Source organism: Massilia sp. CF038 (genome assembly GCF_900129765.1).
Classification (GTDB): Bacteria; Pseudomonadota; Gammaproteobacteria; order Burkholderiales; family Burkholderiaceae_D; genus Telluria_A.
The window spans coordinates 151,209-168,606 of record NZ_FQWU01000004.1 but is presented as its reverse complement, the minus strand read 5'-3'; the positions used below and the strand labels follow the sequence as shown (position 1 = coordinate 168,606).

18 protein-coding genes are annotated in these 17,398 nt (G+C 61.9%); 12 read left to right on the top strand and 6 right to left on the bottom strand.

The genetic code is table 11. From position 1 onward, the window contains the following. Nucleotides 1–53: 53 nt before the first annotated feature. On the bottom strand, nt 54–482 hold the full coding sequence (locus BUC24_RS22135; protein ID WP_178372603.1) for an OsmC family protein: 429 nt from the start codon (nt 480–482) through the stop codon (nt 54–56). After that, nucleotides 479–781 carry a hypothetical protein gene (locus tag BUC24_RS22130; RefSeq protein WP_178372602.1) on the bottom strand — a complete coding sequence of 101 codons (303 nt, stop codon included), beginning with the start codon at nt 779–781 and terminating at the stop codon, nt 479–481. Before BUC24_RS22130 ends, BUC24_RS22135 begins: the two co-directional genes overlap by 4 nt. A gap of 129 nt (nt 782–910) precedes the next feature. Here BUC24_RS22130 and BUC24_RS22125 point away from each other — a divergent pair, with 129 nt between their 5' ends. Beyond that, a complete protein-coding gene (locus BUC24_RS22125; RefSeq protein ID WP_073222086.1) occupies nt 911–1,795 on the top strand; it encodes a DUF3667 domain-containing protein in 885 nt (294 codons plus the stop codon). On the opposite strand, the gene BUC24_RS22120 is transcribed toward BUC24_RS22125, so the two are convergent. Continuing rightward, entirely contained in the window at nt 1,779–2,168 is a 390-nt protein-coding gene (locus tag BUC24_RS22120; RefSeq protein WP_073222083.1) for a VOC family protein, read from the bottom strand. The genes BUC24_RS22125 and BUC24_RS22120 overlap by 17 nt on opposite strands. Before the next feature lie 167 nt (nt 2,169–2,335). On the opposite strand from BUC24_RS22120, the gene BUC24_RS22115 reads away from it, so the two are divergent. The 4 genes from BUC24_RS22115 (at nt 2,336) to BUC24_RS22100 (ending at nt 5,882) form a co-directional block, all read left to right on the top strand. Continuing rightward, nucleotides 2,336–3,238, top strand: coding sequence for an NAD kinase (locus BUC24_RS22115; protein WP_073222080.1), 903 nt, complete (start codon nt 2,336–2,338; stop codon nt 3,236–3,238). A gap of 34 nt (nt 3,239–3,272) precedes the next feature. Continuing rightward, on the top strand, nt 3,273–4,937 hold the full coding sequence (gene recN, locus BUC24_RS22110) for a DNA repair protein RecN (protein ID WP_073222077.1): 1,665 nt from the start codon (nt 3,273–3,275) through the stop codon (nt 4,935–4,937). A 7-nt stretch (nt 4,938–4,944) separates the two neighbouring features. Then, nucleotides 4,945–5,250, top strand: coding sequence for a hypothetical protein (locus tag BUC24_RS22105; RefSeq protein ID WP_073222075.1), 306 nt, complete (start codon nt 4,945–4,947; stop codon nt 5,248–5,250). An 80-nt stretch (nt 5,251–5,330) separates the two neighbouring features. Beyond that, nucleotides 5,331–5,882, top strand: a complete 552-nt coding sequence (locus BUC24_RS22100; protein WP_073222072.1) for an outer membrane beta-barrel protein — start codon at nt 5,331–5,333, stop codon at nt 5,880–5,882. A gap of 9 nt (nt 5,883–5,891) precedes the next feature. Here the strand turns inward: BUC24_RS22100 and BUC24_RS22095 are convergent, their stop codons facing one another. Then, nucleotides 5,892–6,524 carry a response regulator gene (locus tag BUC24_RS22095; RefSeq protein ID WP_073222069.1) on the bottom strand — a complete coding sequence of 211 codons (633 nt, stop codon included), beginning with the start codon at nt 6,522–6,524 and terminating at the stop codon, nt 5,892–5,894. After that, nucleotides 6,521–7,723 (bottom strand): sensor histidine kinase, encoded by a 1,203-nt coding sequence (locus BUC24_RS22090; protein WP_073222066.1) that lies wholly within the window; start codon nt 7,721–7,723, stop codon nt 6,521–6,523. The genes BUC24_RS22095 and BUC24_RS22090 overlap by 4 nt, the downstream gene beginning before the upstream one ends. A gap of 157 nt (nt 7,724–7,880) precedes the next feature. On the opposite strand from BUC24_RS22090, the gene hemH reads away from it, so the two are divergent. The 6 genes from hemH (at nt 7,881) to BUC24_RS22060 (ending at nt 14,519) form a co-directional block, all read left to right on the top strand. Next, on the top strand, nt 7,881–8,984 hold the full coding sequence (gene hemH / locus BUC24_RS22085) for a ferrochelatase (RefSeq protein WP_073222065.1): 1,104 nt from the start codon (nt 7,881–7,883) through the stop codon (nt 8,982–8,984). A 376-nt stretch (nt 8,985–9,360) separates the two neighbouring features. Continuing rightward, the gene (grpE, locus tag BUC24_RS22080; protein WP_073222062.1) at nt 9,361–9,897 is read left to right on the top strand and encodes a nucleotide exchange factor GrpE; all 537 of its coding nucleotides are present in this window, start codon (nt 9,361–9,363) and stop codon (nt 9,895–9,897) included. An 82-nt stretch (nt 9,898–9,979) separates the two neighbouring features. Then, the gene (gene dnaK / locus BUC24_RS22075) at nt 9,980–11,926 is read left to right on the top strand and encodes a molecular chaperone DnaK (protein ID WP_073222059.1); all 1,947 of its coding nucleotides are present in this window, start codon (nt 9,980–9,982) and stop codon (nt 11,924–11,926) included. Nucleotides 11,927–12,038: 112 nt separating this feature from the next. Further along, nucleotides 12,039–13,169, top strand: coding sequence for a molecular chaperone DnaJ (gene dnaJ / locus BUC24_RS22070; RefSeq protein WP_073222056.1), 1,131 nt, complete (start codon nt 12,039–12,041; stop codon nt 13,167–13,169). Nucleotides 13,170–13,313: 144 nt separating this feature from the next. Further along, nucleotides 13,314–13,979 (top strand): carbonate dehydratase, encoded by a 666-nt coding sequence (can, locus tag BUC24_RS22065; protein WP_073222054.1) that lies wholly within the window; start codon nt 13,314–13,316, stop codon nt 13,977–13,979. Between the two features lie 177 nt (nt 13,980–14,156). Then, on the top strand, nt 14,157–14,519 hold the full coding sequence (locus BUC24_RS22060) for a nucleotide pyrophosphohydrolase (protein WP_073222052.1): 363 nt from the start codon (nt 14,157–14,159) through the stop codon (nt 14,517–14,519). A gap of 3 nt (nt 14,520–14,522) precedes the next feature. Here BUC24_RS22060 and gabD read toward each other — a convergent pair whose 3' ends face one another. Next, nucleotides 14,523–15,977, bottom strand: a complete 1,455-nt coding sequence (gabD, locus tag BUC24_RS22055; RefSeq protein WP_073222049.1) for an NADP-dependent succinate-semialdehyde dehydrogenase — start codon at nt 15,975–15,977, stop codon at nt 14,523–14,525. Between the two features lie 604 nt (nt 15,978–16,581). Between gabD and BUC24_RS22050 the strand changes: the two genes are divergently transcribed. Further along, nucleotides 16,582–17,349: a gamma-glutamyl-gamma-aminobutyrate hydrolase family protein gene (locus tag BUC24_RS22050; RefSeq protein WP_073222047.1), complete on the top strand. Its 768-nt coding sequence runs from the start codon at nt 16,582–16,584 to the stop codon at nt 17,347–17,349. Nucleotides 17,350–17,398 lie beyond the last annotated feature (49 nt).

Below are 17,398 nucleotides of genomic sequence, written 5' to 3'. Positions count from 1 at the left end.
CTGACCAACTTCGGTAAGGTGGTATGGGTCCCCGCCTTCGCGAGGACGACTTCTCAGGACTCGAGCTTCGACTCAATCGTAATCGTCGCCTTCAGCAACTTAGACACCGGACAATTCTGCTTCGCATCCTGCACCGCTGCATCAAACGCTTGCTGATCCGCACCCGGAATATTGGCCACCAGCGTCAAGTGCACCGCACTGATCTCAAACCCGCCTTCCACCTTGTCGAGCGACACTGTGGCAGTGGTATTGAGGCTCTTGGCCGTCATGCCCTTTTCGCCCAGCTTGCCCGACAGCGCCATGGTAAAGCAGCCCGCATGGGCCGCGCCAATCAACTCCTCAGGATTGGTGCCCGGCCCGTTCTCAAAGCGGGTGTTGAAACCGTACTGGGTATTGTCCAGCACCCCGCTCTGGGTCGAAATGCTGCCCTTGCCATCTTTGATGCCGCCACTCCAGGCGGCGCTACCGGAACGTTTGATCATGGTTTTCTCCCTGGGATGGTGGTATCGGCATGACGCATGCCTTGCGCGGCGTCCTCGCGTGGACGGGCCTGGCCGCTGCCCGTACCGTTGTTGACGGCCTGATCGATGCCCGGTGTGCCGCGCAGATCGGTGTCAACCAGGCCCTGGGCCAGATCGTCAGCCGCCTGCTGCATGACGCCGCGTGGCGCCTTGTTGTGGCCGTCTGGCGATTCGTCGCGCTCGTGCGGCAGGCGCTTGCCGCCGTCATCGGTGATTTTTGCATCGGTATTGATCTTGCGATCCTTGGTTTCGGCTACCATGTGCTGCTCCTGTGCGTGGGTTCGGCCCTATCCTAGCGCGTTGCGCCCGTCAAAGTCGCCCGATTGCACCATGCTATTGCGCAACAAAACCAGCTACCATAGCGGTTGCTCCATTCCCGGGATATTTCAGTGACTTCCAGCCAGGCTCACCACGACGAATGCCGCTACTGCCTGAATTGTGGCGCGGCGGTCGATTACCATTACTGCGCTCTGTGCGGGCAGGAAACCAAGCTGCACGTGCCCAGCGCCAGCGAATTCATTCACGAATTCATCGGCCACTATGTCGCGCTGGAGGGCCGCCTGTGGAAAACCGTGGCCCACCTGCTGTGCCGGCCGGGGTTTCTGACGGCCGAGTACATCGAAGGCCGGCGCGTGCGCTATGTCGAGCCACTGCGCGTCTACCTGACCTTCAGTATTTTGTTCTTTGCCCTGCTCAAGGTGATTGGCCCGCCGGTGGTCAACTTTAACGGTCCGTCGGCGCGCAGCGCCCAGGTTGAACATGCCGCCCAGGTGCGCAAGGAGTCAATGAGCGTGATCCAGCTCGACCCGGGCGACAGTGTCGACAAGTTCGTCAACGTGCCCCAGATCGGCCCCAAGCTCACCGCCTTCCTGGGCAAGTCTTCGGGCGAGCAGTTCAAGACACTGGCAGCGGGCTTTTTCGCCTGGGTGCCGTACGCCATGTTCTGCCTGATGCCGCTGTTTGCGCTGTATCTGAAACTGCTGTACCTGGGTAGTGGCCGGCGCTACGGCGAACACTTGCTGTTTGCCTTGCACAGCAACGCCTTTGCTTTTGCCATGTTCAGTCTGATGATGGTGGCCGGCGCCTTGCAGCTGGACTTCGTGGTGTTCGTGCTGATGGTGTGGCTGGTGGCTTACCTGCCGCTGGCGATGCGGCGGGTGTACCGCGGCTCGCGCTGGGCCACGGGCTTGCGCTGGATGGTGCTGGTGATGGCGCACATGATCAGCATGATCGCCGCCATCGTCAGCGTGCTGGGCGTTACGATTCTAAGTTGAAGAAGGGCTTCGGTTCCCACAGTTCGACCTTGTTGCCGTCCGGGTCGATGAACCAGCCGAAGCGGCCGTAGTCGTAGTCGGCCACCTCGCCGGCCAGGGCCGCACCGGCTGCCTGCACTTGCTGCAGGGCGCCGTCCAGGTCGTCGACCATGAGGTTGAACATGAAACCCTTGGTGGACGGCGCGAAATAGTCGCTGTCTTCCTTGAACGGGCTGAACACGGTGCAGCCGCCCGGAGGCACGGCAGTGGCAAAGAAGCTGGCGTAGTCAGCCGAATCGGTGGGCAAGCCCAGTGCCGACTGGTACCAGGCCATCAAGGCCTGCGGATTGGGGGATTTGAAAAAAATGCCGCCGACGCCAAGTGCTTTCGCCATGTTCGCTCCTGAAAAAAGGGGATAACGATGCCATAACTTGCCCGAATGTGGCGCAGCCTACTATACTGTGCATGCATACAGCATTGCCGCCGGCGCCCTGTATGGCAGAAGCAGGCATTATGGGTTACTCTGCTGCGTGTCGCTACCCCCCAACCGCCGAGATTTCTATGCCCGCTACGCCACAAACGCAAAAAACCATCGCGCTGGTGGTACGCCATAACACCGCCGGGATCGACGAGCCGGTGCGCCGCGTCGTTGAATTCCTGCGCGGTGCCGGCTATAGCGTGGTGCTGGAGGCGGAAACGGCGGCCCATCTGGGCATGCCCGGGCTGGCCGCCATGACCGTCCCCGAGATCGGCACCAGCGCCAGCGCCGTGGTCGTCATGGGCGGCGACGGCACCATGCTGGGCCTGGCGCGCCAGCTGGCGCCCTACGATGTGCCGCTGATCGGGATCAACCAGGGCCGGCTCGGCTTCATGACCGACATTCCCAGCGAGCGCATGATCCCCGTGCTGGGCGAAATACTGAGCGGCAAAACCCGGGCTGAAAAGCGCACCCTGCTGGAAGGCCGGGTGCGGCGCGATGGCCAGGTCATTGCCAGCGGCCTGGCCGTGAACGACGTGGTGGTGGCGCGCGGCGCCGGCGCCGGTATGGCCGAACTGAAGGTCACGGTCGACGGCAATTTCATGTACAACCAACGCTCCGACGGTTTGATCATCAGCACCCCGACCGGTTCCACCGCCTACGCGCTGTCGGCCGGCGGCCCCTTGCTGCATCCCAGCCTGGGCGGGATTGCGCTGGTGCCGATTGCGCCGCATGCGCTGTCGAACCGGCCGATCGTGGTGCCCGACTCAAGCGAAATCGTGGTCGAAATTGTCAGCGCGCGCGACGCCAGCGTCAATTTCGACATGCAGACCTTTGCCAGCCTGGCGCACGGCGACCAGATCGTCATTTCGCGCTCGCCCAACCACATCACCTTCCTCCATCCGGAAGGCTGGAGCTACTACGATACCCTGCGCGAAAAGCTGCACTGGAACGAATATCCATCGGCGCAAGGCAAATTGCGCTAGCCGTCCATCATTGTCGAATACTGTCAGAACCTTCATGCTGCGTACACTCTCCATCCGCGACTTTGTCATTGTTGAATCGATTGAACTTGAATTTGCCAGCGGTTTTTCCGTGTTTACCGGCGAGACCGGGGCAGGCAAGTCGATCCTGATCGACGCGCTGCAGCTGGCCCTGGGCGGGCGCGGCGACGCCAGCGTGGTGCGCGAAGGCGCGCCCAAGGCCGACATCAGCGCCGACTTCAGCGCCAGCGGCGCGGCCGCCGACTGGCTCGCCGCCAATGAATTCGCGCTTGACGAAGGCGGCGCGCTGCTGCGCCGCGTGATCGACAACGCGGGCCGCTCGAAAGCCTACATCAACGGCATTGCCGCCACCGCCACCCAGTTGCGCGACCTGGGCGACCTGCTGGTCGACATCCACGGCCAGCACGCGCACCAGTCGCTGCTCAAGGCCGACGCCCAGCGCGCCCTGCTTGACAACCAGGCCGCCTTCAAGGATGCTGGCGCCGCCGACGACGCGCGCAGCGTCGCTGCCGCTTACAAAGCCTGGCGCGCCCTGGCACGTCAGCGCGAGGAGTTCGAGACCAATGCCAAAAACGTGCTGATCGAACGTGAACGGCTTGAGTGGCAAGTGGCCGAACTGGAAAAGCTGGCCGTCAAGCCGGGCGAGTGGGCCGAGATCGGCAATGAGCACAGCCGCCTGTCGCATGCGGCCAGTTTGCTCGAAGGCGCGCAGGAAGCGCTGGCAGCCATTTCCGAGTCGGACCATCCGATCATCTCGCAGCTGTCGTCGCTGAACCAGAAGATCGGCAAGCTGGTGGACGTCGATGCGCAGCTGCAGCCGGTTCTGGACTGCATGGCGCCGGCCCTGATCCAGCTGCAGGAAGCGGTGTATGCGCTGAACGACTACCTGGACAAGGTGGACCTGGATCCGGCCCGCCTGCGCGAAGTGGAAGCGCGCCTGGACGCGATCCACAGCACCGCGCGCAAATTCCGCGTCACCCCCGAAGAACTGCCGGGCGAGCACGCCGCGCTGGCCGAGCGCCTGGCGCAGCTGGCCGACGCCAGTGACCTGGACGGCTTGCGCAAGCAGGAAGAAAAAATCAAGGCGGGCTACATGACGGCGGCGGCGCGCCTGTCGAAAACGCGTACGGCGGCAGCCAAGCTGCTGAGCACGCAGGTGACCGCGGCCATGCAGGAACTAAGCATGAACGGCGGCAGTTTTGTGGTGGGCCTCAATCCCTCCGAGCCGACAGCCAGCGGCCTCGAACAGGTGGAATTCCTGGTCGCCGGCCACGCCGGCGTTGCCCCACGCCCGCTGGCCAAAGTGGCCTCGGGCGGCGAACTGGCGCGCATCGCGCTGGCGATTTCCGTGATCACGTCGAACGCCACCACGACCCCGACCCTGATTTTCGATGAAGTCGACAGCGGCATCGGCGGCGCCGTGGCCGAGGTGGTGGGGCGCCTGCTCAAACGCCTGGGCCAGGAGCGCCAGGTCCTGTGCGTGACGCACTTGCCGCAGGTAGCCAGCCAGGCCAATCAGCACTTCCAGGTGGCCAAGGGCACCACCGACAGTGGTAAAACGGTTTCGCATATCGATGTGCTCGACAACAAGGCGCGCGTGGAAGAAGTGGCGCGCATGCTGGGCGGGCTGGAAATCACCGCCACCACGCGCAAGCACGCGCGCGAACTGCTTGCATCCTGAGGCCATCATGACGATCCCCAGCTATCACCACATCACCGCCAAAATCCGCATGCTTACGCCAGAGCGGGGCGGGCGCGCCAGCCCGATTCCCGGTGGCGAATTCACCGGCATTCTGGCCGCGCGCGGGCAGCAGTTCTCGTTCCGCTGCCGCATGCCCGAGGGCGGACTGGCGCCAGGCGTGACCGCCACCGTCGACATCGAATTCATGTTCCCCGAGCTGGCACTGCCGTTCTTCAAGGTGCTGAATGAATTCACGCTGTGGGAAGGCGTGACCATCGGCCATGGCCGCGTGGTCAAACTGCCCGAAGCCTGATCGTCTCTATCTTCCGGCACATGCGCTGCCGCCATCGATTTCCTACACTGGCCTTTCTGTCTTCACTAGAAAGGAAATCGATGAACAAGCTGTTCGCCTCCACCCTGGCCCTGGCCGCCATTTTCTCCGCACCGCTGGCGCAGGCCGACGATTCGCTGTATGCAGGGGCCACCATCGGTCAGCGCAGCAGCGTCGATCTGGTACTCTACGGCACGCGTCAAAGCGATACCAGACAGCCGCGCGCCTTCTCCCTGCGCGGCGGCTACCAGGTCAATGACAATGTCGGCATCGAGGCTGCTTACACCAGTTTTGGCAAACACCGCTTTGCCTCGGGCGCCAGCGTGGATATGGGCGCGTTGTCGCTGGCCGTCAAAGGCAGTATCGCCTTGAACGACAAGTTTTCCGTGTTTGGCAAGGCCGGCGTGGCACGCCATACGCTCAAGCTAACCGGCACGGCGAGCGATAACGGCAGCGACAGCAAGGCACGCGCGCTGCTGGGTGCCGGTGTGGCCTACCGCCTCAGCGAGCAGGTCGACCTGACGCTGGAGGTGGTCGATTACGGCACATTGCGCACTGGCGCCGGGGAACTGAAACTGCGCCAGTTTGAAGCAGGGATCAACCTGCGCTTCTGAACCCGTGGTTCAGATGTAGCCCAGTTCGACTGCGCGCAGCACCGCGCGCAGCCGGTCGCGCACCCCCAGCTTGGCGAGAATACTGGAGACGTGGTTCTTGACCGTGCCTTCGCTGGGGCCCAGCGCCGCGGCGATTTCGGCGTTGTTGCAGCCGGTTGCCATCAGCGCCAAGATTTCCGTCTCCCGCTCCGTCAGGCCGGTACCGGGCAGCGCGCTCACAGGCGCCAAAGCGCGCTGATAGGCGCTGCGCGTGCGTTCAGTCAGGACCGGCCGGAACATGGTGCCGCCTGCATGCACATGGCGGATCGCGGCGGCCAGACGCTCGAGCGAAATATCCTTCAAGAGAAAGCCACGCGCTCCCGCGCGCATACCGTCAAACAGCGCTGCATCGTCGTCGAACGTGGTCAGTAGAATCGTCGGCGGCATGGCCGGCAACTGGCGCTGCAGCAGCTCGATGCCCGTGCAGCCGGGCATGCGCACGTCGAGCAGCACCACTTCCGGCTGGCTGGCTGCCAGCATCGCCTGGGCTTCGTTGCCATCGGCCGCTTCGGCGACCACGCGAATGTCCGCGGTCAGGTCGAGCAGACCGCGAATGCCACTGCGCACCAGGGTCTGGTCGTCCACCAGCAGCACGCCGATCATGCCGCGCCTCCTGCCAGCGGGATGCTGATCGCGATATGGTGTCCGCGTCTGTCCACGCTGCCGGCTTCCATGCGGCCGCCGGCCAGTTCGACCCGTTCCCGCATGCCGCGCATGCCATTGCCTTCAGGCGCACCTTGGGCACCGCCGCCGTCGTCTTGTATCGTCAGAAGCAGCATGCCTTCCTGCCTGCGCAAGGTAATGGCGATCTGCGTGGCGCGGGCATGGCGCAGGGCGTTGGTCAAGGCTTCCTGCGCGCAGTGGAACAAGGTATTGGCCAGCAGCGGCGACTCGATGCCAAATTCGTCTTCGCAGTCAAACCGGATGGCGGGCGTGGGAATCGCCTGGCACAGCGCCGTCAGCGCCGCTTTCAGGTCAATGATGGTGCGCCGTTCGGTGCCGACCACCACGCGCACTTGCGCCAGCAGGCTGCTGGCCAGTTCGCGCGAAGTAAGCAGGGCTTCGGGCGCTGTGGCGCCGCTTTGGCGCAGGGCCAGTTCGAGATGCAGATTCAGTGCCGTCAGATGGTGGCCAATCGCGTCATGCAGGTCGCGTGCAATGCGCGTTCGTTCCGACGCGCGTACCGTGTCTGATAACAGCGACTGGGTCGCCCGCAGGCACGCGTTGGTTTGTGCCAGATGACTGCGCGCGGCTTGCGCGCGCATGGCCAGCCAGGTCACGCCGAACACGATCGCTTGCACCAGCAGCCCTACGCTGGCGAACAGAATAATCAGGACCAGGTTGCCGTCGCGCTGTGCGAGGCTGTGCATCACCGTGATGGCCGCGACGGCGCATGCTGTCAGCCCCAGTTGTACCGCCAGCCAGGCCAGCGCCTTGCGCAGGGGCAGAACGACGGCCAGTTCGGCCGCCAGCACATACACCATGGACGACATGGTCAGCGCGCACAGCAAGGTTTGCAGTGCCAGCAGCGCATGGATGGTGCGTGGCTTCGCACGCAGCGCGGTGCAGTGCCACAGCGCGGCGGCAAACAGTGGCACGATAGCCAACTGCACTCCGACTACAACTCGGAAGATGAGGCCGCGCCTGGATGTCAGCAGTTCGGCCAGCAGGCCCGCCGGCGAATTCAGGTCGGCGCGTTGCACCCCATCGGCCAGAAACACCAGTACTTCAATGCCGCCAAAAAACAGCGCGGCCAGCACGCCGGCCGCGCCGATGCGGTTGTTGCGATACCAGTTGCGCATGTGATCGATCCGATGTCTGAACAAGAAGAGGCGGGAGTGCCGGCGCATTCTACGGCACCGCGCCCTTCACCAGTCAGTGCCGGAAGTCACCCCGGCCGGACGCGGGCCGCGGATTTTGGGATAAACTGTGCGCCCCACTGCAACCGGCGCGATTGTCATGACCTTTCAAAAAGAACCCCCGCACTCCCATGGCAGCGTCCCCAAGACTGCGGTCGTTCTGGTTAACCTGGGTACGCCCGACGCGCCGACCACCCCGGCCGTGCGGCGCTATCTGAAAGAATTCTTGTCCGACCCGCGCGTGGTGGAAATTCCCCGTGCCGTGTGGTGGCTGATTCTGAACCTGATCATTTTGCCGTTCCGCTCGTCCAAGTCGGCCGCCAAGTACGCCCAGATCTGGACCAAGGAAGGCTCGCCGCTCAAAGTCCACACCCAGAAGCAAGCCATGCTGCTGCGCGGCGCCCTGGGCCAGCGCGGTCACAAGGCCCAGGTGGTGATGGCCATGCGCTACGGCTCGCCGTCGCTGCCCGAGGTGCTGAGCAAGCTCAAAGCCGAGCAGTGCGAGCGCATCCTGATCCTGCCCGCCTATCCGCAATACTCGGGCACGACCACCGGGTCAATCAACGACGCCGTGTTCGCCCATTACGCCACCGTGCGCAACGTGCCGGAACTGCGCCTGGTGCGCAACTACCATGACCATCCCGGCTATATCCATGCGCTGCGCGACAGTGTGCTGGCGCATTGGGAGCGAAACGGCCGCGGCGACAAGCTGGTGATGAGTTTCCACGGCGTGCCCAAGCGCACTCTGCTGCTGGGCGACCCGTACCATTGCGAGTGCTACAAGACCGCGCGCCTGCTGGCTACCGAGCTCGGCTTGCGCGAAGGCCAGTATCTGGTGACCTTCCAGTCGCGCTTTGGCAAGGCCGAATGGCTGCAGCCCTATACCGCGCCCACCCTGCAAAAACTGGCGCAGGAAGGCTTGCAGAGCGTGGACCTGATCTGTCCAGGCTTTACCAGCGATTGTCTGGAAACGCTGGAGGAAATTTCGATCGAGGCGCGTCATGACTTCCTCGCTGCCGGCGGCAAGCAGTTCAATTACATCGCCTGCCTGAACGAAAACATGGCTTGGGTCAGCGGGATGGCCGATATTGCCGAGCAGCATTTGGCTGGGTGGCCGACGCTGCTCACCAGCGCGCAGCAGGATGCCATCAAGGCGGACCGGGAAGCAGGGCGAGTCCAGGCGCAAAAGCTGGGCGCCGCCTGACGGGGCGGGCGGCCTGCCCGGCAATGTTAGAATAGCGGGTTCTGGGGATCCAGACCGGCGTACACAATCCACGCCAGGGTGACGACGGTGTAGACGACAACGCTGGCAGCAAGCAGCGGCAACTTCATAGGGTACTCCCGGGACCGCATCACGACGATTCGCAACAACGGCGCATGATCCAGTGTAAACCGTTCGGGGCTGCCTTGAATCTCCAAATTGGTAATTGTTGTAACGTTGCGTCGCGTTTTCGCGCGCTTGCAACACTCGCTGCCGAATACCCCTTGAAAGTGTAGGTTATATCCCCATCTGCGGGACTGTGTGGTTAGCAAGACACGTCAAATAAACAGCTAAGTCATTGATAGTAGGAGTTTTTTCGATGCAAGACCAAGAAAACGAGCAAGTGTCCAATCACCCGGAAGAAGTCAATCCACCTGCCGCGCCCGAGTCGGCCGAGCCGAGCCTGGAAGAGCAGCTGAGCGCCACCGAAGCCAAGCTGGCCGAAATGCACGATGCCTTCATGCGCGCCAAGGCCGAAGGCGAAAACATCCGCCGCCGCGCCCAGGAAGACGTGTCCAAGGCCCATAAATTCGCGATCGAAAGCTTCGCCGAAGCCATGGTGCCCGTGCGCGACAGCCTGGAAATGGCGCTCAAGGTCGAAACCCCGTCACTGGAGTCGCTCAAGGAAGGCGTCGAAATGACCCTCAAGCAGCTCACTTCGGCGTTCGAGAAAAACCGTCTGGTTGAAATCATGCCGGTCCAGGGCGACAAGCTCGACCCGATGAAGCACCAGGCCGTGGCCGTGGTGCCAGCCGAGCAGGAAGCCAATACCGTGGTTAATGTGTTGCAAAAGGGCTATATGATTGCCGACCGTTTGTTGCGTCCGGCCATTGTCACTGCAGCACAAGCGAAATAAATACATACGTGCCATCTTGAAAGCACGGTGTTTTACCAAATATCTGAGTCATCTGAAACTAAGTAAATAAAAGGAAAAAATCATGGGCAGAATTATCGGTATCGACCTGGGAACCACCAACTCCTGCGTCGCGATCATGGAAAATGGTCAGCCAAAGGTAATCGAAAACGCTGAAGGCGCGCGTACGACGCCTTCCATTATTGCTTACCAAGAAGATGGCGAAATTCTCGTGGGCGCCCCGGCAAAACGCCAGGCCGTCACCAACCCGAAAAATACCCTGTTCGCCGTCAAGCGCCTGATCGGCCGCAAATTTGACGAAAAAGAAGTGCAGAAGGACATCGGCCTGATGCCTTACTCGATCACCAAAGCCGACAACGGCGATGCGTGGATCGGCGTGCGCGACAAAAAACTGGCGCCACCGCAAATTTCGGCGGAAGTGCTGCGCAAGATGAAAAAGACGGCCGAAGACTACCTGGGCGAAGAAGTGACCGAAGCGGTCATTACCGTACCTGCGTACTTCAACGACTCGCAGCGTCAAGCCACCAAAGACGCTGGCCGTATCGCCGGTCTGGACGTCAAGCGCATCATCAACGAGCCAACCGCGGCAGCGCTGGCCTTCGGCCTGGACAAGACCGACAAGGGCGACCGCAAGATCGCCGTGTATGACCTGGGCGGCGGTACCTTCGACGTGTCCATCATCGAAATCGCTGATGTCGATGGCGAAAAGCAGTTCGAAGTGCTGTCGACCAACGGCGACACCTTCCTGGGCGGCGAAGACTTCGACCAGCGCGTGATCGATTACATCATCGACGAATTCAAGAAGATCAACGGCCTGGATCTGAAAAAAGATCCGATCGCCCTGCAGCGCATCAAAGCGTCGGCCGAGCGCGCCAAGATCGAACTGTCGTCGTCGCAGCAGACCGAAATCAACGAGCCGTACATCGCCATGGCGAACGGCGCGCCGGTCCACCTGAACCTGAAGATGACCCGCGCCAAGCTCGAGTCCCTGGTTGAGGAACTGATCATCGCGACCATCGAGCCATGCAAGACCGCCATCAAGGACGCTGGCGTCAAGGTCACCGACATCGACGACATCATCCTGGTCGGCGGCATGACCCGTATGCCGAAGGTGCAGGAAAAGGTCAAAGAGTTCTTCGGCAAAGAGCCACGCAAGGACGTCAACCCGGACGAAGCGGTTGCCGTTGGCGCCGCCATTCAGGGTTCGGTTCTGTCGGGCGAGCGCAAGGACTTGCTGCTGCTGGACGTAACGCCGTTGTCGCTGGGTATCGAAACCCTGGGTGGCGTGATGACCAAGATGATTCACAAGAACACCACGATTCCAACCAAGTTCAGCCAGGTGTTCTCGACTGCTGACGACAATCAGCCTGCGGTGACCATCAAGGTCTACCAGGGTGAGCGCGAAATCGCGGCTGGCAACAAGGGCCTGGGCGAATTCAACCTCGAAGGCATTCCGCCAGCAGCACGCGGCACGCCACAGATTGAAGTGACCTTCGACATCGACGCCAACGGCATTTTGCACGTGGGCGCCAAAGACAAGGCCACCGGCAAAGAGAACAAGATCACGATCAAGGCCAACTCCGGCCTGACCGAAGCGGAAATCCAGAAGATGGTGAAGGACGCTGAAGTCAACGCCGAAGAAGACAAGAAAGTGAAGGAACTGGCCGAGTCGCGCAACCAGGCCGACGCGCTGGTGCACTCGACCCGCAAGTCGCTGACCGAATACGGCGACAAGCTGGAAGCAGGCGAAAAGGAAAAGATCGAAGCAGCGATCACCGACGTCGAAGGCGCCATCAAGTCCGGCGACAAGGGCGAGATCGATGCCAAGGTCGAAGCACTGTCGACCGCGTCGCAGAAGCTGGGCGAGAAGATGTACGCTGACATGCAGGCGCAGCAGGCAGCAGCAGGCGGCGGCGACGCTGGCCAGCAAGCTGGCGGCAACGCGGGCGGCCAGCAGGCGCAAGATGACGTGGTGGACGCCGACTTCAAGGAAGTCAAAGACGCCAAGTAATCTGCGGAGTGGCCGCCTGCGGGCGGCCCCCTCGATACGGCCGAGCCCATTGCGGCTCGGTTTTTTTGCATAAACGAAGTACGTTTTCAGTCAGACAGCAAGGTGCCGACAAATGGCAAAGCGTGATTTTTACGAGATCCTCGGGGTCGCCAAGAATGCTTCGGAAGAAGAAATCAAGAAGTCGTATCGCAAGCTTGCGATGAAATACCATCCGGACCGCAATCCGGACAGTAAAGAATCGGAAGAGAAGTTCAAGGAAGTCAAAGAAGCCTACGAAATGCTGACCAATCCGGAAAAGCGCGAAGCGTATGACCGTTACGGTCACGCTGGCGTCGATCCGAACATGGGTGGCGGTGGTGGCGGCTTTGGCGGCGGCGGCGGCTTCGCTGACAGCTTCGGCGACATCTTTGGCGACATCTTCGGCGGCGGTGGCCGCGGCCGCAGCTCGGGCCCGCAGGTGTACCGCGGCGCCGATCTGCGCTACAACCTCGAGATCACTCTCGAGCAGGCCGCGCACGGTTTTGATACCACTATCCGCGTGCCAAGCTGGGACAAGTGCGAAACCTGTCACGGCAGCGGCGCCAAGCCCGGCACCTCGCCCACCACCTGCACCACGTGCGCCGGCCATGGCCAGGTACGCATGCAGCAGGGCTTCTTCAGCATCCAGCAGACCTGCCCGAAATGCCATGGCAGCGGCAAGGTCATCACCGACCCGTGCACACCGTGCGGCGGCCAGGGACGGATCAAGCGCAACAAGACGCTGGAAGTGAAGGTCCCGGCCGGGATCGACAACGGCATGCGCATCCGCTCGTCCGGCAACGGCGAACCAGGCACCAACGGCGGCCCGGCAGGTGACCTGTATGTTGAAATCCACATCAAGCCGCACGCCGTATTCCAGCGCGAAGGCGACGACCTGCATTGCGAAATGCCGATCTCGTTCGTCAAAGCCACGCTGGGCGGAGAGATCGAAGTGCCGACATTGTCTGGCAAGGTATCGTTCACGATCCCTGAAGGCACCCAGTCGGGCAAGACCTTCCGTCTCAAGTCCAAGGGCATCAAGGGTGTGCGTTCCGGCTACGCGGGCGATCTGTTCTGCCACGTTGCAGTCGAAACGCCGGTGAAGCTGACCGACAAGCAGAAGGACTTGCTCAAGGAGTTCGAGCGCCTGACCGTGGAAGGTGGCGCCAAGCACAGCCCGCAGAGCAAAGGCTGGATGGACAAGGTTAAAGATTTTTTCGAATAAAATGACGGTCTCGGAACCGCTGGTGCCGTAAGGTTCCAGCGGTTTTTTTTGAGCTGCATCGTCCTCGCGAAAGCGGGGACCCATAAAAAATCGCCGAATTTGCTGCCGCGGCAGGACGGCGGCGCATCAATCATCAGGAATCCCATGGACGCAAAAACAACATTGGCCATTGACGCACTACTGCAGCGCAACGCCGATTGGGCAAGCAGCATGGTTGCCAAGGACGAGAACTTCTTCAAGGGACTGACGGCGCAACAGTCGCCCGAATATCTGTGGATCGGCTGTTCCGATAGCCGTGTGCCCGCCAATGAATTACTGGGCCTGGCTCCGGGCGAGTTGTTCGTCCACCGTAATATCGCCAACGTCGTGGTGCACTCCGACCTGAACTGCCTGTCGGTGCTGCAGTTTGCGATCGATGTGCTCAAGGTGAAGCACATCATCATTGTGGGCCACTATGGCTGCTCCGGTGTGCACGCGGCCATGGTCAACAAGCGCGTGGGCCTGGCCGACAACTGGCTGCGCCACGTGCAGGACGTCGCGCAAAAGCACGAGAAGTATCTGGGCGATGCTTTGCCATCGCGGGCGCGCGCGGACCGCTTGTGCGAACTGAACGTGGTGGAGCAGGTGGTCAATACCGCGCAAACCACCGTGGTGCAGGATGCCTGGGAACGCGGCCAGGAGCTGCACGTGCATGGCTGGGTGTATGGCCTGCACGATGGCATTTTGCGCAATCTGGGCATGAGCGTGAGTTCGCCGGAAGAGCTGGCGCCGACGCTGTCGTTGCGGCTGGCGCAGTACAACGAGCAATAGAGAAGCCAAGGGGAACTGCGGGGATGCAGCCGGTGACCGTGGCCGGCGCCGTCTCGACTCTCAAATGGTATGGGCCCCCGCCTGCGCGAGGGCGACGTGCTGCAGCCAACACATCGCCCTCGCGAAGGTGCTGGCGCATGCGCCAGCCCCATACCACCTTCGATCTGAGAAACAGCCATGAGCACCAACGACCTGCACGCCATCCGCGACACCGTCCGCACCTTCGTCACAGAACGTGACTGGGACCAGTTCCACACGCCGAAGAACCTCGCATCGGCCCTGTCGGTGGAAGCAGCCGAGCTGCTCGAACATTTCCAATGGCTGCACACCGGCGTGCGCGCCGAACTCGGTGAACAACGCCACCAGGAAGTCGCCCACGAAATGGCGGACGTGCTGGTCTACCTGGTGCGCCTGGCCGACAAGCTCGACATCGATCTAGGCAAAGCGGTCGAGGACAAAATGGTCCTCAACCGCGCCAAGTATCCAGCCGATATAGTGCGCGGCGACGCGCGCAAGTACGATCAATATCCCAAGGACTGATCGTCAAATCCCGCCCATGCAGACGTACTTCACCACCAGATAATCCTCGATCCCGTAGCGCGAACCTTCGCGTCCCAGACCCGATTGCTTGACGCCGCCAAACGGCGCGACCTCGCTCGAAATGAGGCCCGTGTTCACGCCCACCATGCCGCTTTCCAGCGCGTCAGCCACGCGCCACACACGGCCGATATCGCGTGCGTAGAAGTAGGCCGCTAATCCGAACTCGGTATTGTTGGCCATGGCAATGACGTCTTCTTCCGTCTTGAAGCGGAACAGCGGCGCGAGCGGTCCGAACGTCTCTTCGGTCGCCACCTGCATGCTTGAATCAACGTCGGCGATGATGGTCGGCTGGAAGAAGCTGTGGCCCAGCGCGTGGCGCTTGCCGCCGGTGAGCAGACGTCCGCCCCTGGCCAGCGCATCGGCAATATGCTGTTCGACTTTGAGCACGGCTTTTTCTTCGATCAGCGGGCCTTGCGTCACGCCGTCTTCCTGGCCGTTGCCGACCTTGAGCTTGGCCACCGCCGCCACCAGCTTGTCGGCAAAGGCGTCGTACACGCCGTCCTGCACGTAGATGCGGTTAGCGCACACGCACGTTTGGCCGGCGTTGCGATACTTGGACGCGATGGCGCCTTCGACCGCTGCATCCAGATCGGCGTCGTCAAACACGATAAACGGCGCATTGCCGCCCAGTTCGAGCGACAGTTTTTTGATCGTTGGCGCGCACTGCTCCATCAGAATGCGGCCGACTTGCGTCGAGCCTGTGAAGGTCAGCTTGCGGACCGTCGGGTTGGAGGTCATCTCGCCGCCGATGGCTTTCGAGTCGCCCGTGACGACGCTAAACACACCCTTCGGCACGCCTGCACGCTCGGCCAGCACCGCCAGCGCCAGCGCCGAGAACGGGGTCAGCTCGGCCGGTTTGACCACCATGGGGCAGCCGGCTGCCAGCGCTGGGCCAACTTTTCGCGTGATCATCGCCGCCGGGAAATTCCACGGCGTGATGGCCGCACACACGCCAATCGGCTCCTTCGTGACCACCATTCGCCGGTCAGGCCAGGGTGACTGCAAAGTGTCGCCTTCGACCCGTTTGCCTTCCTCGGCAAACCACTCGATGAACGAGGCCGCGTAGACGATCTCGCCTTTTGACTCAGTCAGCGGCTTGCCTTGCTCGGCTGTCATGATCAGGGCGAGGTCGTCGGCGTTTTCCAGCATCAGGTCGTTCCACTTGCGCAAGATGACGCTGCGTTCCTTGGCCGTCTTTTTGCGCCATGCTGGCCATGCCGCGCCTGCTGCGTCAATTGCGCGCTTCGTTTCTGCCGCACCCATGTGCGGCACCGTTCCCAGCGTTTCGCCGGTGGCGGGATTGATCACCTTGATGGTGCTGGCATCATCGGCCGCGCTCCATTCGCCGTTGATGAAGCACTGCTCGCGCAGGAGGGAAGGGTCTTTCAGCTTGAGCATGGCGCACCTTGAGGAAGAATGGCGAAACGAACATGTTAGCGCAAAGCGCGCATGCCTGTTGCCATGTTGTCCGGTGCCGGAGAGCGGACCTGGGGAGGCGATTTTTCGGGGAAGTCGCCAACCCCGCGCGCAAATGCGCGATATGCGCGGGACCGGCCGATTCGCGCACGGGTTCCCACGCAGACGACGCGCGACTGCACGATTTGCGCACGATTTTTCACGCATCGAGCGCGATTTTTCACGATGCCGTGGCCCGATTTTGCGCGATGCCCCTGTCGCGCAAAATCGTGGAGCGCGCGCGCGAAATCGTATGTAAATCGTGCGCTCCCGCGGCGGCTTCGCGCATTCTCGAGGCGTTTTCGGCCACATGCGCACCGAATCGTGCGTATGCGCGCAGCGTTGTCCCAACCAGAGAAAAATCCCGCTCCCTGCCTCCTCCTCTGCCTCAGAATTGCCTACGGGGAACGCCTAAAAACCTGTCGTGTTGGCATTATTTCGCCCTTCCGGGTAAGCTGGATACCAGTTTGATGTAGATCAACAGGCACTCGCCAGCGAGGGAATTTGGAATTATGATGAACCGAGTGCCCAACCCAAAGCAGGCATCATGCGCAGTCCAATCGTCCTCGTCCCAGCATGCACGCGGCAATTAGGAGACCATCCCTACTACGCGGCGCAGATCAAATATGTCGAAGCAGTCGTCAGCGGCGCGCTTTGTGCGCCCCTGATCGTGCCGGCATTGGGTGGCAGGCTCGACCTGGAAACCATGCTGTCCGTATGCGACGGCGTCATGCTGACCGGCTCGGCATCGAACGTGCATCCCAGCCATTACGGCGAAGATGTCTATGATCCCGAGCTGCCGCAGGATCAGGCGCGCGACGCGACCACCTTGCCGCTGATTCGTGCGGCACTGGAGCGGGGCATTCCCATCATCGCCGTCTGCCGCGGTTTTCAGGAAATGAACGTGGCCCTTGGCGGCAGCTTGTACCAGGCGGTGCAAGAGGTCGAAGGCAAGATGGACCACCGCGAAAATCCGCACTTGTCGATTGACGACCAGTACGGCCCGGCCCACAAGATTCATCTCGAGCCGGGCGGCATGCTGCAGCAAATACTGGGCGGCGCCACCGAAACCATGGTCAATTCCCTGCATGGCCAGGGTGTCGATCGCCTGGCGCCCGGCATCGCGGTGGAAGCCAGGTCGCCCGATGGCCTGGTCGAAGCGTTTTCGGTGCCGTCGGCGCCCGGCTTCTCGCTGGCGCTGCAATGGCATCCCGAATGGCGCCTGGCCGAGAACCCGGATTCAATGCGCATGTTCGGCGCCTTCGGCGATGCCTGCCGCGCCTACCGGGCGCGCCATGGGAGTCATATTCCCTAGCTTCGCTTGCCATCCTCCAGTTCCAAAAGCACGCACGCGGCCCAACGCG